We start from the raw sequence: 19,308 nt of genomic DNA on the forward strand, positions 1-19,308 counted from the left end.
CAAAACGTTAAGTAACCCGGGGCTGTTCTATTCAGCCCCGAGTTGTTTCTGAATCACGACTGTTTCTGAATTACTTAGACGAGACTGAATCATGGCCCTCGACATTCACGCTCACCGCATCCTGATCCTCGATTTCGGTTCCCAGTACACCCAGCTGATTGCCCGCCGTGTGCGTGAAATCGGCGTGTACTGCGAACTGCACCCGTTCGACATGGATGACGAAGCGATTCGCGAATTCGCTCCAAAAGGCGTCATTCTCGCCGGCGGCCCCGAGTCCGTGCACGTAGCCGACAGTCCGCGCTGCCCGCAAGCCGTATTTGACCTGGGCGTTCCGGTCTTCGGTATTTGCTACGGCATGCAGACCATGGCTGAGCAGCTGGGTGGCAAGGTTGAAGGTTCCGAACTGCGTGAGTTCGGTTACGCCCGTGTCGACGTGGTCGGCAAGAGCCGCCTGCTCGACGGCATCGAAGACCACATCGACGCCGACGGCCTGTTCGGCCTCGACGTGTGGATGAGCCACGGTGACAAAGTCACCAGGATGCCACAGGAATTCCACATCCTGGCCAGCACCCCGAGCTGCCCGATCGCCGGCATGTTCGACGATGCTCGCGGCTACTACGGCGTGCAGTTCCACCCGGAAGTGACCCATACCAAGCAGGGCGGTCGCATCCTCTCGCGCTTCATCCTCGACATCTGCGGCTGTGAAGCCCTGTGGACGCCGTCGAAGATTGCTGAAGACGCCATCGCCAACATTCGCGCCCAGGTCGGCACCGATAACGTATTGCTTGGTCTGTCCGGCGGCGTTGACTCCTCGGTGGTTGCTGCACTGTTGCACAAAGCCATCGGCGACCAGCTGACCTGCGTCTTCGTCGACAACGGCCTGCTGCGTCTGCACGAAGGCGAGCAAGTGATGGCCATGTTCGCCGAGAACATGGGCGTCAAGGTGATCCGCGCCAACGCCGAAGACCAGTTCCTGAACAACCTGGCCGGCGAGTCCGACCCAGAGAAGAAGCGCAAGATCATCGGCCGTACCTTCATCGACGTCTTCGATGCCCAGTCCAACAAACTGGACAACATCAAGTACCTCGCCCAAGGCACCATCTACCCGGACGTGATCGAGTCGGCTGGCGCGAAAAGCGGCAAGGCTCACGTGATCAAGTCGCACCACAACGTGGGTGGCCTGCCGGAAGAGATGAACCTCAAGCTGGTCGAACCCCTGCGGGAGCTGTTCAAGGACGAAGTCCGTCGTCTGGGCCTGGAACTGGGCCTGCCGTACGACATGGTCTACCGTCACCCGTTCCCGGGCCCGGGCCTGGGCGTGCGGATCCTCGGTGAAGTGAAGAAGGAATACGCCGACCTGCTGCGTCGCGCCGACCACATCTTCATCGAAGAACTGCGCAAGGCCGACTGGTACCACAAAGTCAGCCAGGCGTTCGTGGTGTTCCAACCGGTGAAATCGGTTGGCGTGGTCGGCGATGGCCGTCGTTACGCCTGGGTCGTGGCCCTGCGTGCCGTGGAAACCATCGACTTCATGACCGCGCGTTGGGCACACCTGCCTTACGAACTGCTGGAAACCGTCAGCGGCCGCATCATCAATGAAATCGAAGGCATCTCCCGCGTCACTTACGACGTGTCGAGCAAGCCGCCGGCGACGATTGAGTGGGAATGATTGGACGTCCGGTACTGACCGGCACCCACTAGCAAGAGTCACCCTGAAGCCCGCGTAATTGCGGGCTTTTGGTTTTTTGGGTCTGGCAAAAACTGGCAGCTTTGCGCATCGCCAGGCACCGTGTTTATGTGGCATGGTACGGGGCATTTACTGAGTCCAATGCCATGCTTGGTGCTCGATTCCATGCCGCCTCCTTTGGGGAGGGGCATGGTATCAAGTCTCATCATCCACCCGGTTTCATTGGGTTTTCTCGTGGTGCGTGAGTGACGGGCTTTATGTAGCCGTCCGGTCAATTCCACAGCAGCACGCGACAGCGTACAAGGAACTTTTGCTCTGCAAATAGCTCAATACAGACCTTCTTTTAGACAGTTCAGGGATCGAATGAAAACTTCTTTGGCGTTTCCATTAGCAATCACTTTCGCTCTTGTCATGACCGGCTGCAGCAGCCGGCAGGCGGGTGATCTTACTTCAGAGCCGGTCGTTCCACTGGCCATGAATGACCATCAAGCCAGCGTGACTTTCCGTACCATAGGCGGCGAGGGTGATCGTCCTGTCAGTTACACGTACGGGTATGCCAATACTGGATTTGTGAGCGCGGGTGAGCGGGTTTATGACTCTGCTTACTTCAAGCGCGTACCGGCTTATCTGAAGAAAATCGCCGGTGGTACTGACAGCATCAGTAAGTTGGTCGAGGCGGACAAAACGGTATACGTGCAAGGGGAGGTCAAGGACAAACCGTTTACCTTTAACGGTATTCCCATGCCTACGCCGTTCGACAAGGAGCAGCCTGTTGCGCAGCAATTCACGCCGCAAGCCAAGAAGAATTACGTGGTTGAAACCGTGATCGCCGACACTTGGGTCATGAACGTGTACGAAGTCTCCGCAACGGGTGAACGCAAAACCATTGGCGTTCCAAAAAAAGATGCCGGCGCAAACTGACCGCGCAGGGATTTCATGAGTAGCTGCAGACCCGGCCAGCCTGCAGGAAAGACCAATGAAGTTATTGATCGTCTGTAACACCCGAAAGGCCCCGTGAATGTGAGTTCACGGGGCCTTTTTGCGATCAGGCCGCTGCAGTGGGCAGGCGTCCTTCCAGCGTCAGGCCCATGCGATTGAGCGCGTGGACAAGGCTGATCAGATTCGCGTAGGTCACCTGATGCACGTCGATCCAGGCCGGACGGTCGATGCGGAAGCCGCCATCCGCTGTGCGCTCGATCATCGTTCGCATAATCAGGTTGGTCCGGCTGCGATGGATCAGCGTCAAGGTTTCGTCTGACCTTTCAATGGTAAACATGCCCTGGCGGAACAGCAGCTGATTGATTTGCTGTTGCGTTCTTTGAATGGCCTGAGTCGGCACCTTCAGGCTGATGTCGGCGTATAACGTGTCGACATTGCCGTGCATCTGGGTGGTAACCTCTGCAAAGTCACGGCCTACGTCGATGCCTTGGTCGATGTCCAGGTGCAGGTTCTGATCAGGGCCCACTTCTTCGATGCGTAAGCCGATCCCTCCCTCTGTTTCGCTGATGCCGGCCATTCCCCTGAACGTGTTGGTACTCTCCTGATCGGTGAGCACCACCCATTTTCCGCCGCCGTTGCGGGCTTGAGTGGCTCGCATGATGGTATGGGTGAGGTAGGTCTTGACGGATTGCCGTGACAGGGCGCGGAAGTTCGAGTCGGTGTAGCGATAGCTTGCCAGGCAATCGGTGGCCTGGATTCGAATGCCGTTTTGTTGGGCCGTCCTGACGACTTCCAGAGGCGTGAACTGTCCGGCAGGATCACCTGGCAGCTTTTGCAGATACCTTTCCAGCATGCCGTGCATCTGCCCGGTTTCAGCGAAGTCATTCAGGTCGACTTGATTGAAGTCGTTGAGCAAACGATGCATGTAGAGGGTCTTGACGCCTTGCTTGGCCAGCGTCGGCATGTTTTCGATCAGGAACCGCATGCTGGCGATGCGATCCTGGCTTTCACCGACCACCAGCCCCGGCGCTGCCTCGAATACCTTCTCGATGAGTTCTGTAACGGTGGTGGATGGGGTGATCACGGGCTGAACCGGGCGAGCGGGCAACGAAGCAAAAAAGCGCTCCGGACGCTGGAATCCGGTCGCATCCCTGACCAGTACCGTGCGACGTCCGGCGACGAACTCTTCATAGGGGGTGATCCCTCTGAGCTCCCCGTTAGGCATCGTGACGATTTTGATATGAGTCTCTTGTTCTCCCAAGGCCAGGAAGTTCAGTGCGCGTCCATTGGGAGCATCGTATCGGGTCAGGTGCGTGAGTAAATCAGCCTTTGGCCGTGCATGAGTATGCGGCGCGGAGGGGCCCGGAACAGGCTTGCTGAGGCCTTTGCCGCCGCCCATCAACCCGCGTTTGGGCGCCAGCTCCCATTCTCCCTCGGCATTCAGGCGTACGGGAATCGATCCTGAAAAGGCATTCGGGTTTTCCGGATTGATGATGGCCCAGGTCCCGCCGCCGTTGACGTCCGCTTCATAACGCACGTAGTAGGCCTGATCGTTTATCAGGATGGCGTGGGAAGGCTGTGAATCGAGTGTGTAGACGCCCTGGAATTTCCCACTGCTGGCCATAGGGTAGTTTTCGAGGATTTCATTGCTTTGCCAGTGCTCTGGCACTTCAAACGCTTGTGCGGTTTCATCGGGCAGGGTGGGCAACAGACCCGCGGGCACGGGACTTTCCTCTGACTCTAAAGGCGCCTGCGGGTCTTGCGTGCCGGCGGTTTCTTGCGGATCGAGCGGCTTGTTCAAATCCGCCATTTCGGCCGCTTCTGCCGCCTCAGCCGCCGCCCCGACGTCGTCCAATACGTTGATTTCCTTGAGCAACGGGATATTGAACAGGGTATTGACGCCGGCGAGCACCGCGCCGATGACACCCGCCTTGCGCTCCGCTGCAGTTTTGCCGTTCACCGCCTTGTCGATGTTCAAACCCATCGCGGCGATGCTGGCCCCGATCACGGGCAGGGCGATGGGCCAGCCGAGTACTGCCAATGGACCGAAGACCTTCAGGCCGACGGTCAGATAACCCAGCCACAGGTGCTCTCGCATCTGCCCATTGGTCACCAGGGTCAGATTGGCCTCTTCCAGCATCGCGCTCTTGACCGCCTGGCTCTGCCAGGTGAACACGTCACCGCTGAGGGTGATGTCTTTTTGATTGATCAAATGGTGGTCGTATTTGCCCCAGGTGCCGACCAGCTGATTCATCAACGGAGTGATGTTTTCCTGCACTTCCTTGCGCACCGACAGCGGGAAATGAGTCATGAACTCGGTGCGGGGCTTTTCCTCGTTCATTTGCAGCAGCATCCACCAGTGCATGTCCGTCACTGTCGGGTGCACGTGGAAGGCCTCAGCGGCGCCGGGAACGTACGTGATCTGCCGACCGTTGCTCTTAACGATGCGCAGAATATCGGTGGCGACGTGCCCGGCGACATCCAGCGCGCAGACACGAAGATCCGCAGGCGTGGCGGTTTGCGCTTGCAGCGTCGCCAGGGTGATCGGCCAGGATGCGTCACCGACGACGGCCCTGATGACGGTCTGGAAATCCTCTTCCCCCAACTGACTGCTTTCGCGGGCCTCGATGGCTTTGCTCAGGTAATTACATTTGGCCAGGGCTCGGTAGTCATCGAAATGGGTGGCCCAGAACGCATTGAGTTTATTCAGATAGCGTTGACTGAGGTTCTTCTCCCACAGGTCGGCGAGCACCTTACTGGGGTGCATCCGCACTTCATTGGTTTCGTTGTAAATGCTGGCGTTGGCATCCGCGGTGTAAAACCCGCCATTGCTGTTCAGTTCGAGGGCGTCGTCCTGGTCGGTCACACGGTACCGATGGATCACCAGTTGCGTCAGGGTGAAGGATTCACTGGGTTTGGGCGCGTGCTCCCAGCCCAGAAAGGCCTTGCTGCTGCTGGCCGAGACATTGTCGAAGCGATGCCACCAGACCTGATCGGGGTCCAGGTGGGTGATGCCGTATTTTTTCAGGATTTCACTGGCTACCGCATGGGCTTCTTCCTGCAAACCGGGGCAGGCTGTCACCACGGTCGGCGCTATGAGTCTGAGTGTTTCCCGGTCGGCGGTATTGCTTGATGCGGGGGTATTTTGGTCGTTGGACATGCTCTCGCTCCTTGAGAAATGGGCCGCGATGATTGCCCGTTTCCATCCAGGAGGTGCACTACATAGTTATGCCCACGCGCGATTGAAGAACCTGTAGGGTCTCAGCGCCGCGCCACGTCCGAAAAGTAGAACTTGTCGAGGGTGTGCCGTGATTCCGTGTACTCGAACTGCCGGCCGTCCTGCAGAAACGTATGGTTGCTGACCACGATCACATGGCTCTGGCCGTCGAGGTCGAGGTGTTGCTGGTCGTCCTTGTTGCAGGGCACGGCTTCGATGGTGCGCTGGGCGTAGGCGATTTGCAGTTGCAGGGACTGTTCGATGAAGGCGTAGATCGAGTGTTCGGCGATGTCCCGCGATAGCCCGGGGATCACGTCGCTGACGAAATGGTTGATATCGAGGATCACTCGTTTTCCATCGATCCGCCGTACGCGTTTGATCCTTGTGATCAGGCTGCCTTCTTCAGCCTTGATATGTTCCAGCAGCGCACCTTCGAGCGGGATCTGGCTGAATTCGACCACCTCGGTGCTGACGTTGTTGCCCAATCGCGGATGGGTTTCCTGAAAGCTGACGATGCCGCCCAACTGAAACTCGATCGGGTCGGTCGACAACACAAAGGTGCCTTTTCCGTGGACTTTCTGGGCGAAACCGCGCTCCTGTAGTTGCTCGATGGCCTTGCGCACGGTGCCGCGACTGGCCTGGTAGCTGTCCATCAATTCGGTTTCGGAGGGCAACCGGGCGCCGCGCTCCAGACGTTCGGTCGTGATGCTGGCAAGCAGATCGCTGTAGATCTGGTTGTATTTACTCATGGGGATGGCTCTGTGCCGCAATGTACTCAAGGTTTCGAACCTTAAGGGCAGGGTAGGGGTTTGTCCATTCGGCTTTGGGTTTTCATCGTTTGTGAGGGTAGGAAAAATCGCCGCCTGTCGGGATGTAAATAAACAAATTCAAACTCGTCTGTACGAGTTGTTGATTTAACTCGTACAGACGAGTACTTTTCGCTTCGGCGTGCTGCCAATAACAAAAAACCACAGCGGAAAAACAAGCATGAGCCACGACTATCCGAACATCGTCACCGAGCTGCTGCAAAGCCTCGGTGGCCGCGACAACCTCGAGCAAGCCGCGCATTGCGTCACACGTCTGCGCCTTGCCCTCAAGGACCCGAGCCAGGTCGACAGCGCCACGTTGAACCAGATCGACCTGGTCAAAGGCTCATTCTTTACCGGCGGCCTTTTCCAGGTGGTCATCGGTCCCGGCGAGGTGGAGAAGGTTTACGCAGAACTGCGCCGTCAAACCGGTCTTGCCGCGTCAACAATCGCCGACGTCAAACAGAAAAGCGCCGACAAGATAAACGCCATGCAGCGCCTGGTGCGGGTGTTTTCCGACGTGTTCATGCCGATCCTGCCGGCGCTGATCATTGCGGGCCTGCTGATGGGCATCAACAACCTCATCGGTGCCAAGGGCATGTTCATCGAGGGTCAGACCCTGCTGGAGGCTTACCCCAGGCTTGACGGGCTCTGGAGCCTGATCAACCTGATGGCCAACACGTCGTTCGTGTTCCTGCCCGCATTGGTGGGCTGGTCAGCGGCCAAGCGTTTTGGCGGCAGCGAAATTCTCGGCATCGTGCTCGGCCTGATGCTGGTTCACCCCGATCTGCTCAATGCCTGGAACTACGGCAAGGCTGTTGCCGGTCTCGACGGCCAGAGCCTGCCGTATTTCGACATCCTCGGTTTGTTCCAGATCGAAAAGGTCGGTTATCAGGGGCAGATCCTGCCGATCCTGCTGGCGGCCTTCGTGATGAGCGTTATCGAAAAATGGCTGCGGGCGCGAGTGCCCAATGCCGTGCAATTGTTGGTGGTGCCGATCACCACCATCGTGGTCACCGGCGTGCTGGCGCTGGCGGTCATTGGCCCGGTGACCCGGCATCTGGGCATTCTCATCACCGAAGGGGTGGTCACCCTGTTTGATCTGGCGCCGATGGTCGGCGGTGCGATCTTCGGCCTGCTTTACGCCCCCCTGGTGATCACCGGCATGCACCACATGTTTCTCGCGGTCGACTTGCAGCTGATCTCGACCCAGGGCGGCACCTTTATCTGGCCGATGATCGTCATGTCCAACCTCGCCCAAGGCAGCGCGGCGCTCGCGGTGTTCTACATGACCCGTAATGCGCGGGACAAATCCATGGCGTCGACCTCAGCGATTTCGGCTTATTTCGGCATCACCGAACCGGCGATGTTCGGGGTCAACCTGCGCTACAAGTTTCCGTTTTACGCCGCACTGACCGGCTCGGCGCTGGGTTGCATCTTCCTGTCGCTGAACAAGGTCCAGGCCTCGGCCATCGGTGTCGGCGGCTTGCCCGGATTTATCTCGATCATTCCGCAGTTCATTCCGATGTTTGTGATCGGGATGATCATCGCGATGGTCGTGCCGTTTGTTTTGACCTGTGGGTTGAGCATGAAGATTGTTCGGCCTGGGTATCGGGTCGCCTGACAGATCGCATTCGACTTGCCCGCGAAGAGGCCCTAAAGGCCAGTACAAAACTTACTGAAGGAATCCGCCATGCAAGACTGGCAACGTTCGGTGATCTACCAGATCTACCCGAAGAGTTTTCACAGCCACGCGGGCAACCCCACGGGTGATTTGCTCGGCGTCGTGGCCAAGCTCGATTACCTGCACTGGCTGGGCGTCGATTGCCTGTGGATCACGCCGTTCCTGCGTTCGCCCCAGCGCGACAACGGTTACGACATCAGCGATTACTACGCCATCGATCCGAGCTACGGCACCATGGCCGATTGTGAGTTGCTGATCGTCGAGGCCGGCAAGCGCGGGATCAAGTTGATGCTCGATATCGTGGTCAACCACACCTCGATCGAGCACACCTGGTTCCAGCAGGCCCGCAGCAGTCTCGACAACCCGTACCGTGACTTCTACATCTGGCGCGATCAGCCAAACAACTGGGAATCCAAGTTCGGTGGTTCGGCATGGGAGTACGAGGCGCAGACCGGCCAGTACTTCCTGCACCTGTTCGATCACACTCAGGCCGACCTGAATTGGGACAACCCGAAGGTACGCGCCGAAGTCTTCAAAATGATGCGTTTCTGGCGCGATAAAGGCGTGGGCGGTTTTCGTCTGGACGTGATCAATCTGATCTCGAAACCTGCGGACTTTCCCGACGACAATACCGACGGCCGACGCTTCTATACCGACGGCCCGAATGTGCACGAATACTTGCAGCAAATGCACCGCGAAGTGTTCGAGGGCCATGACCTGATCAATGTCGGCGAGATGTCGTCTACCCGTCTCGAACATTGCATTCGCTACTCGCGGCCGGAGTCGAAAGAGTTGTCGATGACCTTCAATTTTCATCACCTGAAGGTCGATTACCCGAACTTGCAGAAGTGGGTTCGCGCTGATTTCGACTTCCTCGAACTGAAGCGCATTCTCTCCGACTGGCAAACCGGCATGCAGGCCGGCGGAGGCTGGAATGCGTTGTTCTGGTGTAATCACGACCAACCGCGGGTGGTCTCGCGATTCGGTCATGATGGCGAGCATCGGGTGGTGTCGGCGAAGATGCTCGGCACCGCGCTGCATTTTCTCCAGGGCACACCATTTGTGTATCAGGGCGAAGAACTGGGCATGACCAATCCAGGTTTCGATCACATCGATCAATACCGCGACGTCGAGACCCTGAACATCTTCCGCCTCAAGCGCGAGGCGGGTGCGAGCGATGCCGACAACATGGCGGCAATCATGCAGAAGTCTCGCGATAACGGCCGTACGCCGATGCATTGGAATGGCGAACTGAACGCCGGTTTCAGTACGGTGGAACCCTGGATTGGCGTGCCGGCCAACTCGGCGCAGATCAACGTCGCCACTCAACTCGACGACCCGGATTCAGTGCTGCATCACTACCGTCGACTGATCAACTTGCGGCGTACCGAAGTGCTGATGTCCGATGGTATTTACCGTCAGTTGCTGCCTGAACATGCGCACGTCTGGGCGTATATACGGGAAGGAAGCGACGAACGTTTGCTGGTACTGAACAACTTCTACGGGACACCGTGTGAAGTTGAATTGCCGGATGACGTAATCAATGAGTTCATGACTCAACGCCTGGTTATCTGCAACTACCCGGACTGTCCGCCGCGAAATCGACAGGTGTTTTTACGACCGTATGAATCGTTTGTTTTGCACCTGACCGACCACTAAAAACACCGACTTCAAAAAAACACGCAGAACGCTGCGCGGGGGAGTTTTGCGCGCTGATTTTGCGGAACAACACAATAAAAATAATGAGGTGGTTCTTGAAAACAACAATAAATCGCAGCCTTGTCGCCGCGAGCGTCTGTCTGGCGTTGCCTTTGTCGGCCCATGCGCTGGAGTTCGGCGGTTACCTGCGCAGCGGTGTCGGGACGTCGGTCAACAGCGGTAAACAACAGTGTTTCCAACTGCCCGGAGCACAGACCAAATACCGCCTCGGTAACGAGTGCGAGCAATATGGGGAACTGGAGCTTCGTCAGGACGTGTACACCCTGGATGACGGTTCGGTACTCAGTGTCGACGGCATGGCTTCGCTGTATAACCAGTACGACAAGGACCTGACGTTCAACGGCGATAACGGCTCGGTGCGCCTGCCGCAGCTGTACGCGCAGTGGTCGAACATGCCCAGCCTCAACGGCGGTTCGCTGTGGGCCGGTCGGCGTTACTACAAACGCAACGACATCCACATTTCCGACTTTTACTACTGGAACCAGAGCGCCACCGGCGGCGGCATCGAGGACGTGCTGATCGGCGATCTGAAATACAGCTACGCCTTTTCGCGCAAGGACAACCTGTACCAGAAGGATTACATCAATCGTCACGATTTCAACGTTGCCGGCTTCAACACCAACCCCGGTGGTGAGTTGGAATTTGGCCTGAGCTACATCGACAAACCCGACAGCCGTGACGCTCATCGCGGCTGGGCAATCACCACCCAGCATGTGCAGAAGGGTTTTCTGGGTGGCAAGAACAAACTCGCGTTTCAGTACGGCGAAGGCCCAGGCACCGGATTGGGTTATACCGGTAACGTAAAGCTGGACGACAGCAACAAAAGTTACCGGGTGGTGGAGTTCTTCGACTGGCAAGTGACGCCGCGATTTGGTGGGCAAGTCGAGGCGGTATATCAGAAAGACATTCGCCCGGACGGCACCGATCAGAACTGGATTTCCCTGGGGATTCGCCCGGCGTACGCGATCACCGAGCAATTCAAACTGGTGACCGAACTGGGCCACGATCAGGTCGAAGCCACAGGTGGCACACGCAAGCTGAGCAAGTTCACCTTCGCCCCGACCTGGTCGCCCAAGGGCCCTGAATTCTGGGCGCGGCCCGAAGTGCGTTTGTATTACACCTACGCCAGCTGGAACGAGGCGGCCAAGCGTGCGGCCAATGAACTGGCAGCGGGTTCAGCGTTGTCCGACACCGGTGCCTTCGGCACGGCGCGGCACGGTGCGAATGTCGGATTGCAGGTCGAGTACTGGTGGAAATAAGCGATGCTGTCGGAGCGTCGCGCTCCATCGGCACTTCAAAGAACAAAACAGCAGGTGACGTCATGGCCACACCCCAACAATTGCAGCTCCACGCACCCCTGTCCGGCGTATTGATGCCTCTGGACCTTGTGCCCGATCCGGTGTTTTCCGGCCGGATCATCGGCGATGGGCTGTGCATCGATCCGGCTTCAACAACGTTGTGCGCGCCGCTGGCAGGGGTGGTCAGCAATGTGCAAGCCAGTGGGCATGCGATCAGCATCACCCATGAAAAGGGTGTGCAGGTGTTGATGCATATCGGGCTCGACACGGTGAACCTTGAAGGGAAAGGGTTCACGCGGTTGGTGGAGGAGGGGCAGCAAGTTGACGTCGGGCAGGCGCTGATCGAGTTCGATGCCGATTTTGTTGCATTGAATGCACGTAGCCTGCTGACCTTGATGCTGGTGGTCAGCGGCGAGCCGTTCACTTGGTTGGCGGCGGAAAAGGGGTGGGTCGACAGTGGTCAGCCGCTGCTGGGTTTGAACGCTGTCGAGCAGACAGCGGGTGTGTCCGTGGCGCAAGAGGGCGAGGCGCTGTTCTCCACACCGGTGACGTTACCCAACCCGAACGGCTTGCACGCCCGTCCTGCGGCGGTGTTCGCCCAGGCGGCGAAGGGTTTCACGGCAAGCATTCATCTGCATAAACAGCAGGAGAGTGCGAACGCGAAATCCCTGGTGGCGATCATGGCGTTGCAGACGGCTCACCATGAAGTTGTGCAAGTCAGTGCGGTCGGCCCGGATGCCGAGGCGGCGATCAAGACACTGACGGAGCTGCTGACCGCCGGTTGTGGCGAGACAGTGCCTGTGATGGCGGATGTTGCGCCGCTGCCCCTGGAGATTTCATCGCCCAAGGTGCTGCGTGGGGTATGTGCTTCGGCGGGGTCGGCATTTGGCCAAGTGCTGCAGATCGCCGAGCAGGCCCTTGAGGTGAGCGAATGGGGTGAAGGTGCGCAGGTTGAGCGCAATCATTTGTCCGCCGCTTTGACCAAGGCCATTTCAGCGTTGCAGCAGCTGCGCGACAACGCCACGGGCGATGCCCAGGCAGAGATTTTCAGGGCTCACCAGGAACTGCTCGAAGACCCGGGTTTGTTGGAGGTGGCTCATGTGCTGATCGACGAGGGCAAAAGCGCCGGGTTCGCCTGGCGCGCGGCCACCGAATCGACGGCAACCTTGTTCAAAAGCCTGGGCAATGCGCTGCTGGCCGAACGAGCGGCAGACCTGGCCGATGTCAGCCAGAGAGTGCTCAAGTTGCTGCTCGGCGTGCGGGACCGCGAGCTGGAGTTGCCTGAAGGCGCCATCCTGATTGCTGAACAACTGACGCCGTCCCAGACCGCCGGGCTCGATACCCGTAAGGTGCTGGGTTTTGCCACGGTCGGTGGTGGCGCCACCAGCCATGTCGCGATCCTGGCGCGGGCATTCGGTTTGCCGGCGATCTGCGGGTTGCCGGTGCAAGTGCTGGCGCTGGTCAACGGCACCCAGGTGTTGCTCGATGCCGATAAGGGGGAGTTGCAGCTCGACCCGGATCTGGCCGCCATCGAACACCTTCAAGCCAGGCGCAAACTCGTGCAGCAACGCCAACACCATGAATTGGCGCAGGCGTCACTGGCTGCCTGTACCCGCGACGGACATCATGTCGAGGTGACGGCCAACATCGCTTCGCTGGCGGAAGCCGAACAGGCCATGGCGCTGGGAGGCGCGGGTGTCGGTTTGCTGCGTTCGGAGTTTCTCTATCTGGATCGCCATCATGCGCCGAGCCATGACGAGCAGGCATCCACCTACAGCGCCATCGCCCGCGCCCTCGGGCCTGCGCGTAACCTGGTGGTGCGCACGCTGGATGTCGGCGGTGACAAGCCTTTGGCCTACGTCCCGATGGACAGTGAAACCAACCCCTTTCTGGGTGTGCGCGGGATTCGTCTGTGCCTGGAGCGTCCGCAACTGTTGCGCGATCAATTCAAGGCAATCCTGAGTTGTGCGGGACAGACTCGTTTGCACATCATGCTGCCGATGGTGACGCAACTGTCGGAGTTGCGTGTGGCTCGGCAACTGCTGGAAGAGGAGACGCTTGCCCTGGGCCTCACGGAACTGCCGAAGCTGGGGATCATGATCGAGGTGCCAGCGGCCGCGCTGATGGCGGACCTGTTCGCGCCCGAAGTGGATTTTTTCTCCATTGGCACCAACGACCTGACCCAATACACCATGGCCATGGACCGCGATCATCCGCGGCTGGCCAGTCAGGCTGACAGTTTTCATCCTGCGGTGCTGCGACTGATCGCCAGCACCGTGAAAGCCGCCCATGCCCACGGCAAGTGGGTGGGCGTTTGCGGCGCGCTGGCCTCGGAAACCTTGGCCACGCCGCTCTTGCTGGGGCTGGGGGTGGACGAGTTATCGGTGAGTGTGCCGTTGATTCCGGCGGTCAAAGCGAGGGTTCGCACAGTGGACCTGGTGGATTGCCAGGCCATTGCCCAACAGATCCTGAGCCTGGAAAGTGCCGGGCAAGTACGCGAGGCCTTGCGGCTGTATTGCGACGCGACGGTCGAAACTTCACTGGTGATGGAGAACTGAACATGTTCGAGAAAATGCAGCAAGCGTTCTGGAAAGCCTTGACGCCGGATCTGATCGTGGATGAACCGAAGGTGGCTGTGCCATCGGCGTCTGGTCTGGCAGCGAATGTGGTGGCCGCGTTGGGTGGTGTGGATAACCTCAAGTCGCAGCAGCCTGTGGCGCTGACCCGGGTTCGCGTGGAATTGCGCGACGTGGGGCGGATGAATCGGCAGGCGTTGAATCTGGCAGGTGTGCCCGGCGTCATGATGCTTGAGGGCGGGGTGGTGCACCTGATCACCGGCCTTCAGCCCTAACCGATCCTTCGCCACGGGCGATGTGCGTCTCTCGGTCGCCCTTACTGTTTCTCAACCGCAGGTGTATCGTATTCGCCTTTTGCAGGTCTGCGGACCTGTCGCTGATACGTGAGGTAGTTGAGTTCATGTCCTTTACCCGTCGCCAAATCCTCGGTGGCCTGGCCGGTCTTGTTGTCGTTGGCGTCGGTGCGGGGGGCGCGTCGCGGTATTGGCTGGGCAAGATGGCCGACGCCAATGCGGGCCACGACTATGAGCTGATCGCCGCGCCGCTGGACGTCGAACTGGTGGCGGGGCACAAGACCGAAGCCTGGGCGTTCGGCCCGTCGGCGCCGGGCACCGAGTTGCGCGTGCGTCAGGGCGAATGGCTGCGGGTGCGTTTCATCAACCACTTGCCGGTGGCGACCACCATTCACTGGCACGGCATCCGCCTGCCGCTGGAAATGGACGGCGTACCTTACGTCTCGCAACTGCCGGTGTTGCCGGGTGAATACTTCGATTACAAATTCCGCGTGCCGGATGCCGGCAGCTATTGGTATCACCCGCACGTGAACAGCAGCGAAGAACTCGGCCGAGGCCTGGTTGGCCCGCTGATCGTCGAGGAACGCGAGCCGACCGGTTTCAAGTACGAAAAGACCCTGAGCCTCAAGAGCTGGCACGTTGATGAAGAAGGCGCGTTCGTCGCGTTCAGCATTCCTCGCGAAGCGGCCCGTGGCGGTACGGCGGGGCGCCTGTCGACCATCAATGGTGTCTCGCAAGCGGTGATCGACTTGCCCGCCGGGCAGATCACCCGCGTGCGTCTGCTCAATCTCGACAACACCCTGACCTATCGCCTCAACATCCCCGGCGTCGAAGCGCAGATCTACGCGCTGGATGGCAATCCTGTCGAGCCACGTCCGCTGGGCAAGGAATATTGGCTCGGCCCCGGCATGCGTATTTGTCTGGCGATCAAGGCGCCGCCGGCCGGCGAAGAATTATCACTGCGCAACGGCCCGGTACGTTTGGGCACATTCCGCTCAGTGGCGAACAGCGATGCACCGACCCAATGGCCGCCCGCATTGCCCGCCAACCCGGTGGCCGAGCCGGACCTGGCCAATGCCGAGAAACTCAACTTCAATTTCGAATGGGTGGGCTCGGTGTCGGTGAATGTCGACAACGGCAAGCCGCCGAGCCTGTGGCAGATTAACGGCAAGGCGTGGGACATCACCGACAAGACCTGCGCCGACCGCCCGATTGCCAAGCTCGAGAAGGGCAAGAGCTATATTTTCGAATTGAAAAACATGACTCAGTATCAGCATCCGATTCACCTGCACGGCATGAGCTTCAAGGTCATTGCCTCGAACCGGCACAAGGTCATCCCGTATTTCACCGACACGTACTTGCTGGGCAAGAACGAGCGTGCGCAAGTGGCGCTGGTGGCGGATAACCCTGGGGTGTGGATGTTCCATTGCCATGTGATCGACCACATGGAAACCGGCCTGATGGCCGCCATCGAGGTGGCGTGATGCGACAGATTCGTCCTGCGGCGATCATTGACCGCAGTCGTGATCGCGACTTCATGCGCGAAGCGCTGGCGCTGGCCGCTCAAGGCGCGGCACTGGGTGAAGTGCCGGTGGGCGCGGTGCTGGTGCAGGACGGTGAAATCATCGGTCGCGGCTTCAATTGCCCGATCAGCGGCAACGACCCCAGCGCGCATGCCGAGATGGTCGCGATCCGCGCCGCGGCGTTGGCGGCCAGCAACTATCGCCTGCCGGGCAGTACGCTGTACGTGACGCTTGAACCGTGCAGCATGTGCGCCGGGCTGATCGTGCATTCGCGGATTGCGCGGGTGGTGTATGGCGCTCTGGAACCGAAAGCCGGGATTGTGCAAAGTCAGGGGCAGTTTTTTACCCAGGGCTTTTTGAATCACCGGGTGTTGTATGAGGGCGGGGTGTTGGCGGAGGAGTGCGGGGCGGTGCTCAGCGAGTTCTTCAAGGCCCGTAGGGCGAAACCTTCAGACTGAACACCGATCCCCTGTGGGAGCGAGCTTGCTCGCGATGGCGGCGGCACATCCAACAATGATGTCGACTGAAACACCGCCATCGCGGGCAAGCCCGCTCCCACAGGGTTATTGGTTGCCTGGAGATCGGGGGTTACTTGCGAGCCACGATCACCGCACGCATCGGCGCCGGCAGCCCTTCAATCGTCTTGCTGTGATCTTCCGGATCGAGGAAGTCGCTGAGCGACTGATACTTCATCCACTCCGTCCCGCGTTGTTCCTCGACGGTCGTCACGCTGACATCCACGCACTTCACGTCCGTGAAACCGGCACGCCGCAACCAGAGCATAAGCGCCGGCACCGATGGCAAAAACCACACGTTACGCATCTGCGCGTAACGATCTTCCGGCACCAGCACTTGTTGTTGATCACCTTCGATCACCAGCGTTTCCAACACCAGTTCGCCGCCCTTGACCAGGCAATCCTTCAACGCCAGCAAATGTTCGATCGGTGAACGGCGGTGGTAGAACACGCCCATGGAAAACACTGTGTCGAAGCCTTCGAGCTCCGGTGGCAGGTCTTCGAAGGGGAAGGGCAGGTGCCAGGCATTCGGCTCGGACAAATAGCGCTGAACGGCCTGGAATTGACAGAAGAACAGCCAGTTGGGATCAACACCGATCACGCTGTCCGCACCGGCGCCGAGCATGCGCCACATGTAGTAACCATTGCCGCAACCGACATCGAGGATGCGTTTGCCCTTCAGGTCCAGGTGCGGCGCGACACGCGACCACTTCCAGTCCGAACGCCATTCGGTGTCGACGTGAACGCCGAACAGATCGAACGGACCCTTACGCCACGGCGACAAACCCATCAGCGCCGTACGCATTTGCGCGCGGGTGGCATCGTCGCAATCGGTGTCCAGGGTCAGGCCGTTGAGCAAATCGACTTCGCTAGGCTGGATTTTTGGCAAGGCGTCCAGCGCACTCTGCCAGCGCTCCAGGTCGCCGTGACCCTTTTCCATTTTCTTGTCGAGTTGCGCTTGCAGGGTGCTGGCCCAATCGGCCAGCGGTGTGCCGGCCAGACGGCGGGCGAGGGGGGACAGATCAATCATGGCAAGGCAATCAACGAGGCAAAGTTAAGACACTGGAACCACGGCACGACTTTCGAGAACCCGGCGGCCAGCAGGCGTTCGCGGTGTTCTTCGAGGCTGTCGGGCTTCATGACGTTTTCGATGGCGCTGCGCTTCTGGGCGATTTCCAGTTCGCTGTAACCGTTCGCGCGTTTGAACGCGACGTGCAGGTCGGTGAGCAGCGTGTGTTCTTCGGGGTCGTTGAAGCGCAGCTTCTCCGAGAGAATCAATGCGCCGCCGGGCAGCAGCGATTGATGGATGCGGCTGAGCAACGCGGTGCGCTGTTCGGGAGCGATAAATTGCAGGGTGAAGTTCAGCGCCACCACCGAGGCTGGCTGAAAGTCGAGGGCGAGGATGTCGCCTTCGATCACTTCGACCGGCAGCAACTCCTGGAACATCGAGTCCTGACCGTTGAGGTATTCGCGGCAGCGCTCGACCATCGCCGTGGAGTTGTCCACAGCGATCACCCGGCAACCGTCGGTGCGCACGTGACGGCGCAACGCTTGAGTCACGGCGCCAAGCGACGAGCCGAGGTCGTAGAGCACGCTGTTGGGTTGGGCGAATTGCGCGGCGAGCACGCCGAGGTTTTCAACGATGGTCGGATAGCCGGGCACCGAGCGCTTGATCATGTCCGGGAACACCCGCACCACGTCCTCGTTAAAGGCGAAGTCAGGCACCTGGGCCAAAGGCTGGGCGAAAAGGCGATCGGGTTCTTTGCTCACGGCGGTTCCAGCGGCGTATGTGGAAAAGGCCGGCATTTTAGCCAACTTGGCGCGGGGATGCGCGGGTTGTCTGATAAACCGCCGAGACTGGATCGGGAATCTTCGCTGTCGGGGAGATTGCTTTCGCGAGCAGGCTCGCTCCCACAGGATTGCGCTGTACTTGTGGGAGCGAGCCTGCTCGCGATGAATTCAGCGCGGTTTCGGGCCAAACGCCGACGCCGCAATTCCCCACTGCCCCAGCCAGTAACTGAGGATGATCACGTAAGGCGCGGCATGAAACGGTGCAACAAACCGGTTGATGCCAATCACGCTGTCCGAGAACACAAACGCCAACGCGCCGCCCGCCGCCAGCAGCGCCGAGCGTTTCGGCACATCGGTACCCAAGCGAGCCAGTGCGCGCCAAAGCATCGCGCTGATGGCCAGGCCGTAGACGATCACCGGGATCAGCAGCGGACCTAAACCATTGGCAATCAAAATCCCCAGCAGCAACGCACCAACGCCCAGCGCGAGGATCAATGGCAGCACCGCCAATCGCCGGCAATCGCTCACATACGCTTTCAAGTAGGCGAGGTGCGCGACCAAAAACGCCCCGAGGCCGAACACGAACAAATCCCCCGGCCACGCGAGCAACACATCGCCCAGCAGGGAGAAAATCAATCCAAGGCTGATCCAGCGTCGATATTCGCTGGGCGGCGCGTCGTGCAGCCAGCCGAGCAGGGCCAACACGGGCAACGGTTTGACCAGCAGGCAGAGCAGCGCGGCGTGCACGCTCAGGCCGTAAAGAAAGGTCACCGCGCCCATCAGCGCCAGAATCAGCCAGCCCACGATCAGTTAACCGAGATCGCGCAATCGAAAGTTTCGACCGGCAACACTTCCGGTGCCCACGGCTGTTGCGAGGTCAGGCGCAAGCGTCCGGAACCGGCGGCGAACGCCTGAAAGCGCCAGGTCGATACGCCGGCCGCACCCACGACACCGGCATCTTCCGGGTTGCGATAAACCTCCGGCCCCAGAGAGCGCAATACGCCACCGGCCGAATCCTGGATCGCCCAGCGGTAACCTGTGGTCGGGTTGCTCGGCAGGGTCAGGATCAGGTTTTGCCCACTGGTGAGTTTCACCGGGCATTCGCTTTGTTTTTCCACGGTCACGTTGTGTTTCGGTTGCGTGGCGCAGGCGGCCAGCAAGGCGAGGGCGAGGGGGACAAACAGGCGGGTGGGGGACATGAGGTCAGCGGCTCCGGCATTCACGACGAACGGCGAGCATAACCGAGATGAGACAAAGTGT

The 19,308-nt window shown here is 59.4% G+C and carries 15 protein-coding genes; 9 read left to right on the forward strand and 6 right to left on the reverse strand.

Annotation, left to right across the window (positions count from 1 at the left end):
- Nucleotides 1-91 precede the first annotated feature (91 nt).
- Both guaA and F8N43_RS09360 read left to right on the forward strand, forming a co-directional pair.
- A complete protein-coding gene (guaA, locus tag F8N43_RS09355; protein ID WP_150633823.1) occupies nt 92-1,669 on the forward strand; it encodes a glutamine-hydrolyzing GMP synthase in 1,578 nt (525 codons plus the stop codon).
- A 381-nt stretch (nt 1,670-2,050) separates the two neighbouring features.
- Nucleotides 2,051-2,608: a hypothetical protein gene (locus tag F8N43_RS09360; RefSeq protein ID WP_150633822.1), complete on the forward strand. Its 558-nt coding sequence runs from the start codon at nt 2,051-2,053 to the stop codon at nt 2,606-2,608.
- A 124-nt stretch (nt 2,609-2,732) separates the two neighbouring features.
- Here the strand turns inward: F8N43_RS09360 and F8N43_RS09365 are convergent, their stop codons facing one another.
- A complete protein-coding gene (locus F8N43_RS09365) occupies nt 2,733-5,786 on the reverse strand; it encodes a membrane-targeted effector domain-containing toxin (RefSeq protein ID WP_150653676.1) in 3,054 nt (1,017 codons plus the stop codon).
- A gap of 101 nt (nt 5,787-5,887) precedes the next feature.
- Entirely contained in the window at nt 5,888-6,592 is a 705-nt protein-coding gene (treR, locus tag F8N43_RS09370; RefSeq protein ID WP_150633820.1) for a trehalose operon repressor, read from the reverse strand.
- Nucleotides 6,593-6,830: 238 nt separating this feature from the next.
- On the opposite strand from treR, the gene treP reads away from it, so the two are divergent.
- The 7 genes from treP to tadA all read left to right on the forward strand — a co-directional run bounded on the left by treP (nt 6,831) and on the right by tadA (nt 16,200).
- The gene (treP, locus tag F8N43_RS09375) at nt 6,831-8,273 is read left to right on the forward strand and encodes a PTS system trehalose-specific EIIBC component (RefSeq protein ID WP_150653677.1); all 1,443 of its coding nucleotides are present in this window, start codon (nt 6,831-6,833) and stop codon (nt 8,271-8,273) included.
- Between the two features lie 69 nt (nt 8,274-8,342).
- A complete protein-coding gene (treC, locus tag F8N43_RS09380) occupies nt 8,343-9,992 on the forward strand; it encodes an alpha,alpha-phosphotrehalase (protein ID WP_150653678.1) in 1,650 nt (549 codons plus the stop codon).
- A gap of 95 nt (nt 9,993-10,087) precedes the next feature.
- Complete coding sequence (locus tag F8N43_RS09385; RefSeq protein ID WP_150633817.1) at nt 10,088-11,311, forward strand: maltoporin; 1,224 nt, start codon at nt 10,088-10,090, stop codon at nt 11,309-11,311.
- Nucleotides 11,312-11,373: 62 nt separating this feature from the next.
- On the forward strand, nt 11,374-13,908 hold the full coding sequence (ptsP, locus tag F8N43_RS09390) for a phosphoenolpyruvate--protein phosphotransferase (protein WP_150653679.1): 2,535 nt from the start codon (nt 11,374-11,376) through the stop codon (nt 13,906-13,908).
- 2 nt (nt 13,909-13,910) lie between these two features.
- Nucleotides 13,911-14,201: a PTS transporter subunit EIIB gene (locus F8N43_RS09395; RefSeq protein ID WP_150638940.1), complete on the forward strand. Its 291-nt coding sequence runs from the start codon at nt 13,911-13,913 to the stop codon at nt 14,199-14,201.
- 125 nt (nt 14,202-14,326) lie between these two features.
- Nucleotides 14,327-15,703, forward strand: coding sequence for a multicopper oxidase family protein (locus F8N43_RS09400; protein WP_150633814.1), 1,377 nt, complete (start codon nt 14,327-14,329; stop codon nt 15,701-15,703).
- On the forward strand, nt 15,703-16,200 hold the full coding sequence (tadA, locus tag F8N43_RS09405; RefSeq protein WP_084320809.1) for a tRNA adenosine(34) deaminase TadA: 498 nt from the start codon (nt 15,703-15,705) through the stop codon (nt 16,198-16,200). Before F8N43_RS09400 ends, tadA begins: the two co-directional genes overlap by 1 nt.
- Before the next feature lie 130 nt (nt 16,201-16,330).
- Here tadA and cmoB read toward each other — a convergent pair whose 3' ends face one another.
- The 4 genes from cmoB to F8N43_RS09430 form a co-directional block, all read right to left on the reverse strand.
- A complete protein-coding gene (cmoB, locus tag F8N43_RS09415) occupies nt 16,331-17,287 on the reverse strand; it encodes a tRNA 5-methoxyuridine(34)/uridine 5-oxyacetic acid(34) synthase CmoB (protein WP_150633811.1) in 957 nt (318 codons plus the stop codon).
- On the reverse strand, nt 17,284-18,063 hold the full coding sequence (gene cmoA, locus F8N43_RS09420) for a carboxy-S-adenosyl-L-methionine synthase CmoA (protein WP_191623748.1): 780 nt from the start codon (nt 18,061-18,063) through the stop codon (nt 17,284-17,286). The genes cmoB and cmoA overlap by 4 nt, the downstream gene beginning before the upstream one ends.
- Nucleotides 18,064-18,216: 153 nt before the next feature.
- Nucleotides 18,217-18,852 (reverse strand): lysoplasmalogenase, encoded by a 636-nt coding sequence (locus F8N43_RS09425; RefSeq protein WP_150633809.1) that lies wholly within the window; start codon nt 18,850-18,852, stop codon nt 18,217-18,219.
- 2 nt (nt 18,853-18,854) lie between these two features.
- Nucleotides 18,855-19,247, reverse strand: coding sequence for a protease inhibitor I42 family protein (locus tag F8N43_RS09430; RefSeq protein WP_150633808.1), 393 nt, complete (start codon nt 19,245-19,247; stop codon nt 18,855-18,857).
- Between the last annotated feature and the right edge of the window lie 61 nt (nt 19,248-19,308).

It is taken from the genome of Pseudomonas fluorescens, from assembly GCF_902498065.1.
GTDB lineage: Bacteria > Pseudomonadota > Gammaproteobacteria > Pseudomonadales > Pseudomonadaceae > Aquipseudomonas > Aquipseudomonas fluorescens_BJ.

Excerpts from the sequence above, each read along its gene's own strand:
- F8N43_RS09400 (WP_150633814.1), top strand. The coding sequence starts at position 14,327 with ATGTCCTTTACCCGTCGCCAAATCCTCGGTGGCCTGGCCGGTCTTGTT.
- F8N43_RS09365 (WP_150653676.1), bottom strand. The coding sequence starts at position 5,786 with ATGTCCAACGACCAAAATACCCCCGCATCAAGCAATACCGCCGACCGG.
- treP (WP_150653677.1), top strand. The coding sequence starts at position 6,831 with ATGAGCCACGACTATCCGAACATCGTCACCGAGCTGCTGCAAAGCCTC.
- treR (WP_150633820.1), bottom strand. The coding sequence starts at position 6,592 with ATGAGTAAATACAACCAGATCTACAGCGATCTGCTTGCCAGCATCACG.
- F8N43_RS09395 (WP_150638940.1), top strand. The coding sequence starts at position 13,911 with ATGTTCGAGAAAATGCAGCAAGCGTTCTGGAAAGCCTTGACGCCGGAT.
- F8N43_RS09430 (WP_150633808.1), bottom strand. The coding sequence starts at position 19,247 with ATGTCCCCCACCCGCCTGTTTGTCCCCCTCGCCCTCGCCTTGCTGGCC.
- cmoB (WP_150633811.1), bottom strand. The coding sequence starts at position 17,287 with ATGATTGATCTGTCCCCCCTCGCCCGCCGTCTGGCCGGCACACCGCTG.
- treC (WP_150653678.1), top strand. The coding sequence starts at position 8,343 with ATGCAAGACTGGCAACGTTCGGTGATCTACCAGATCTACCCGAAGAGT.
- tadA (WP_084320809.1), top strand. The coding sequence starts at position 15,703 with ATGCGACAGATTCGTCCTGCGGCGATCATTGACCGCAGTCGTGATCGC.
- cmoA (WP_191623748.1), bottom strand. The coding sequence starts at position 18,063 with ATGCCGGCCTTTTCCACATACGCCGCTGGAACCGCCGTGAGCAAAGAA.
- ptsP (WP_150653679.1), top strand. The coding sequence starts at position 11,374 with ATGGCCACACCCCAACAATTGCAGCTCCACGCACCCCTGTCCGGCGTA.
- F8N43_RS09360 (WP_150633822.1), top strand. The coding sequence starts at position 2,051 with ATGAAAACTTCTTTGGCGTTTCCATTAGCAATCACTTTCGCTCTTGTC.
- guaA (WP_150633823.1), top strand. The coding sequence starts at position 92 with ATGGCCCTCGACATTCACGCTCACCGCATCCTGATCCTCGATTTCGGT.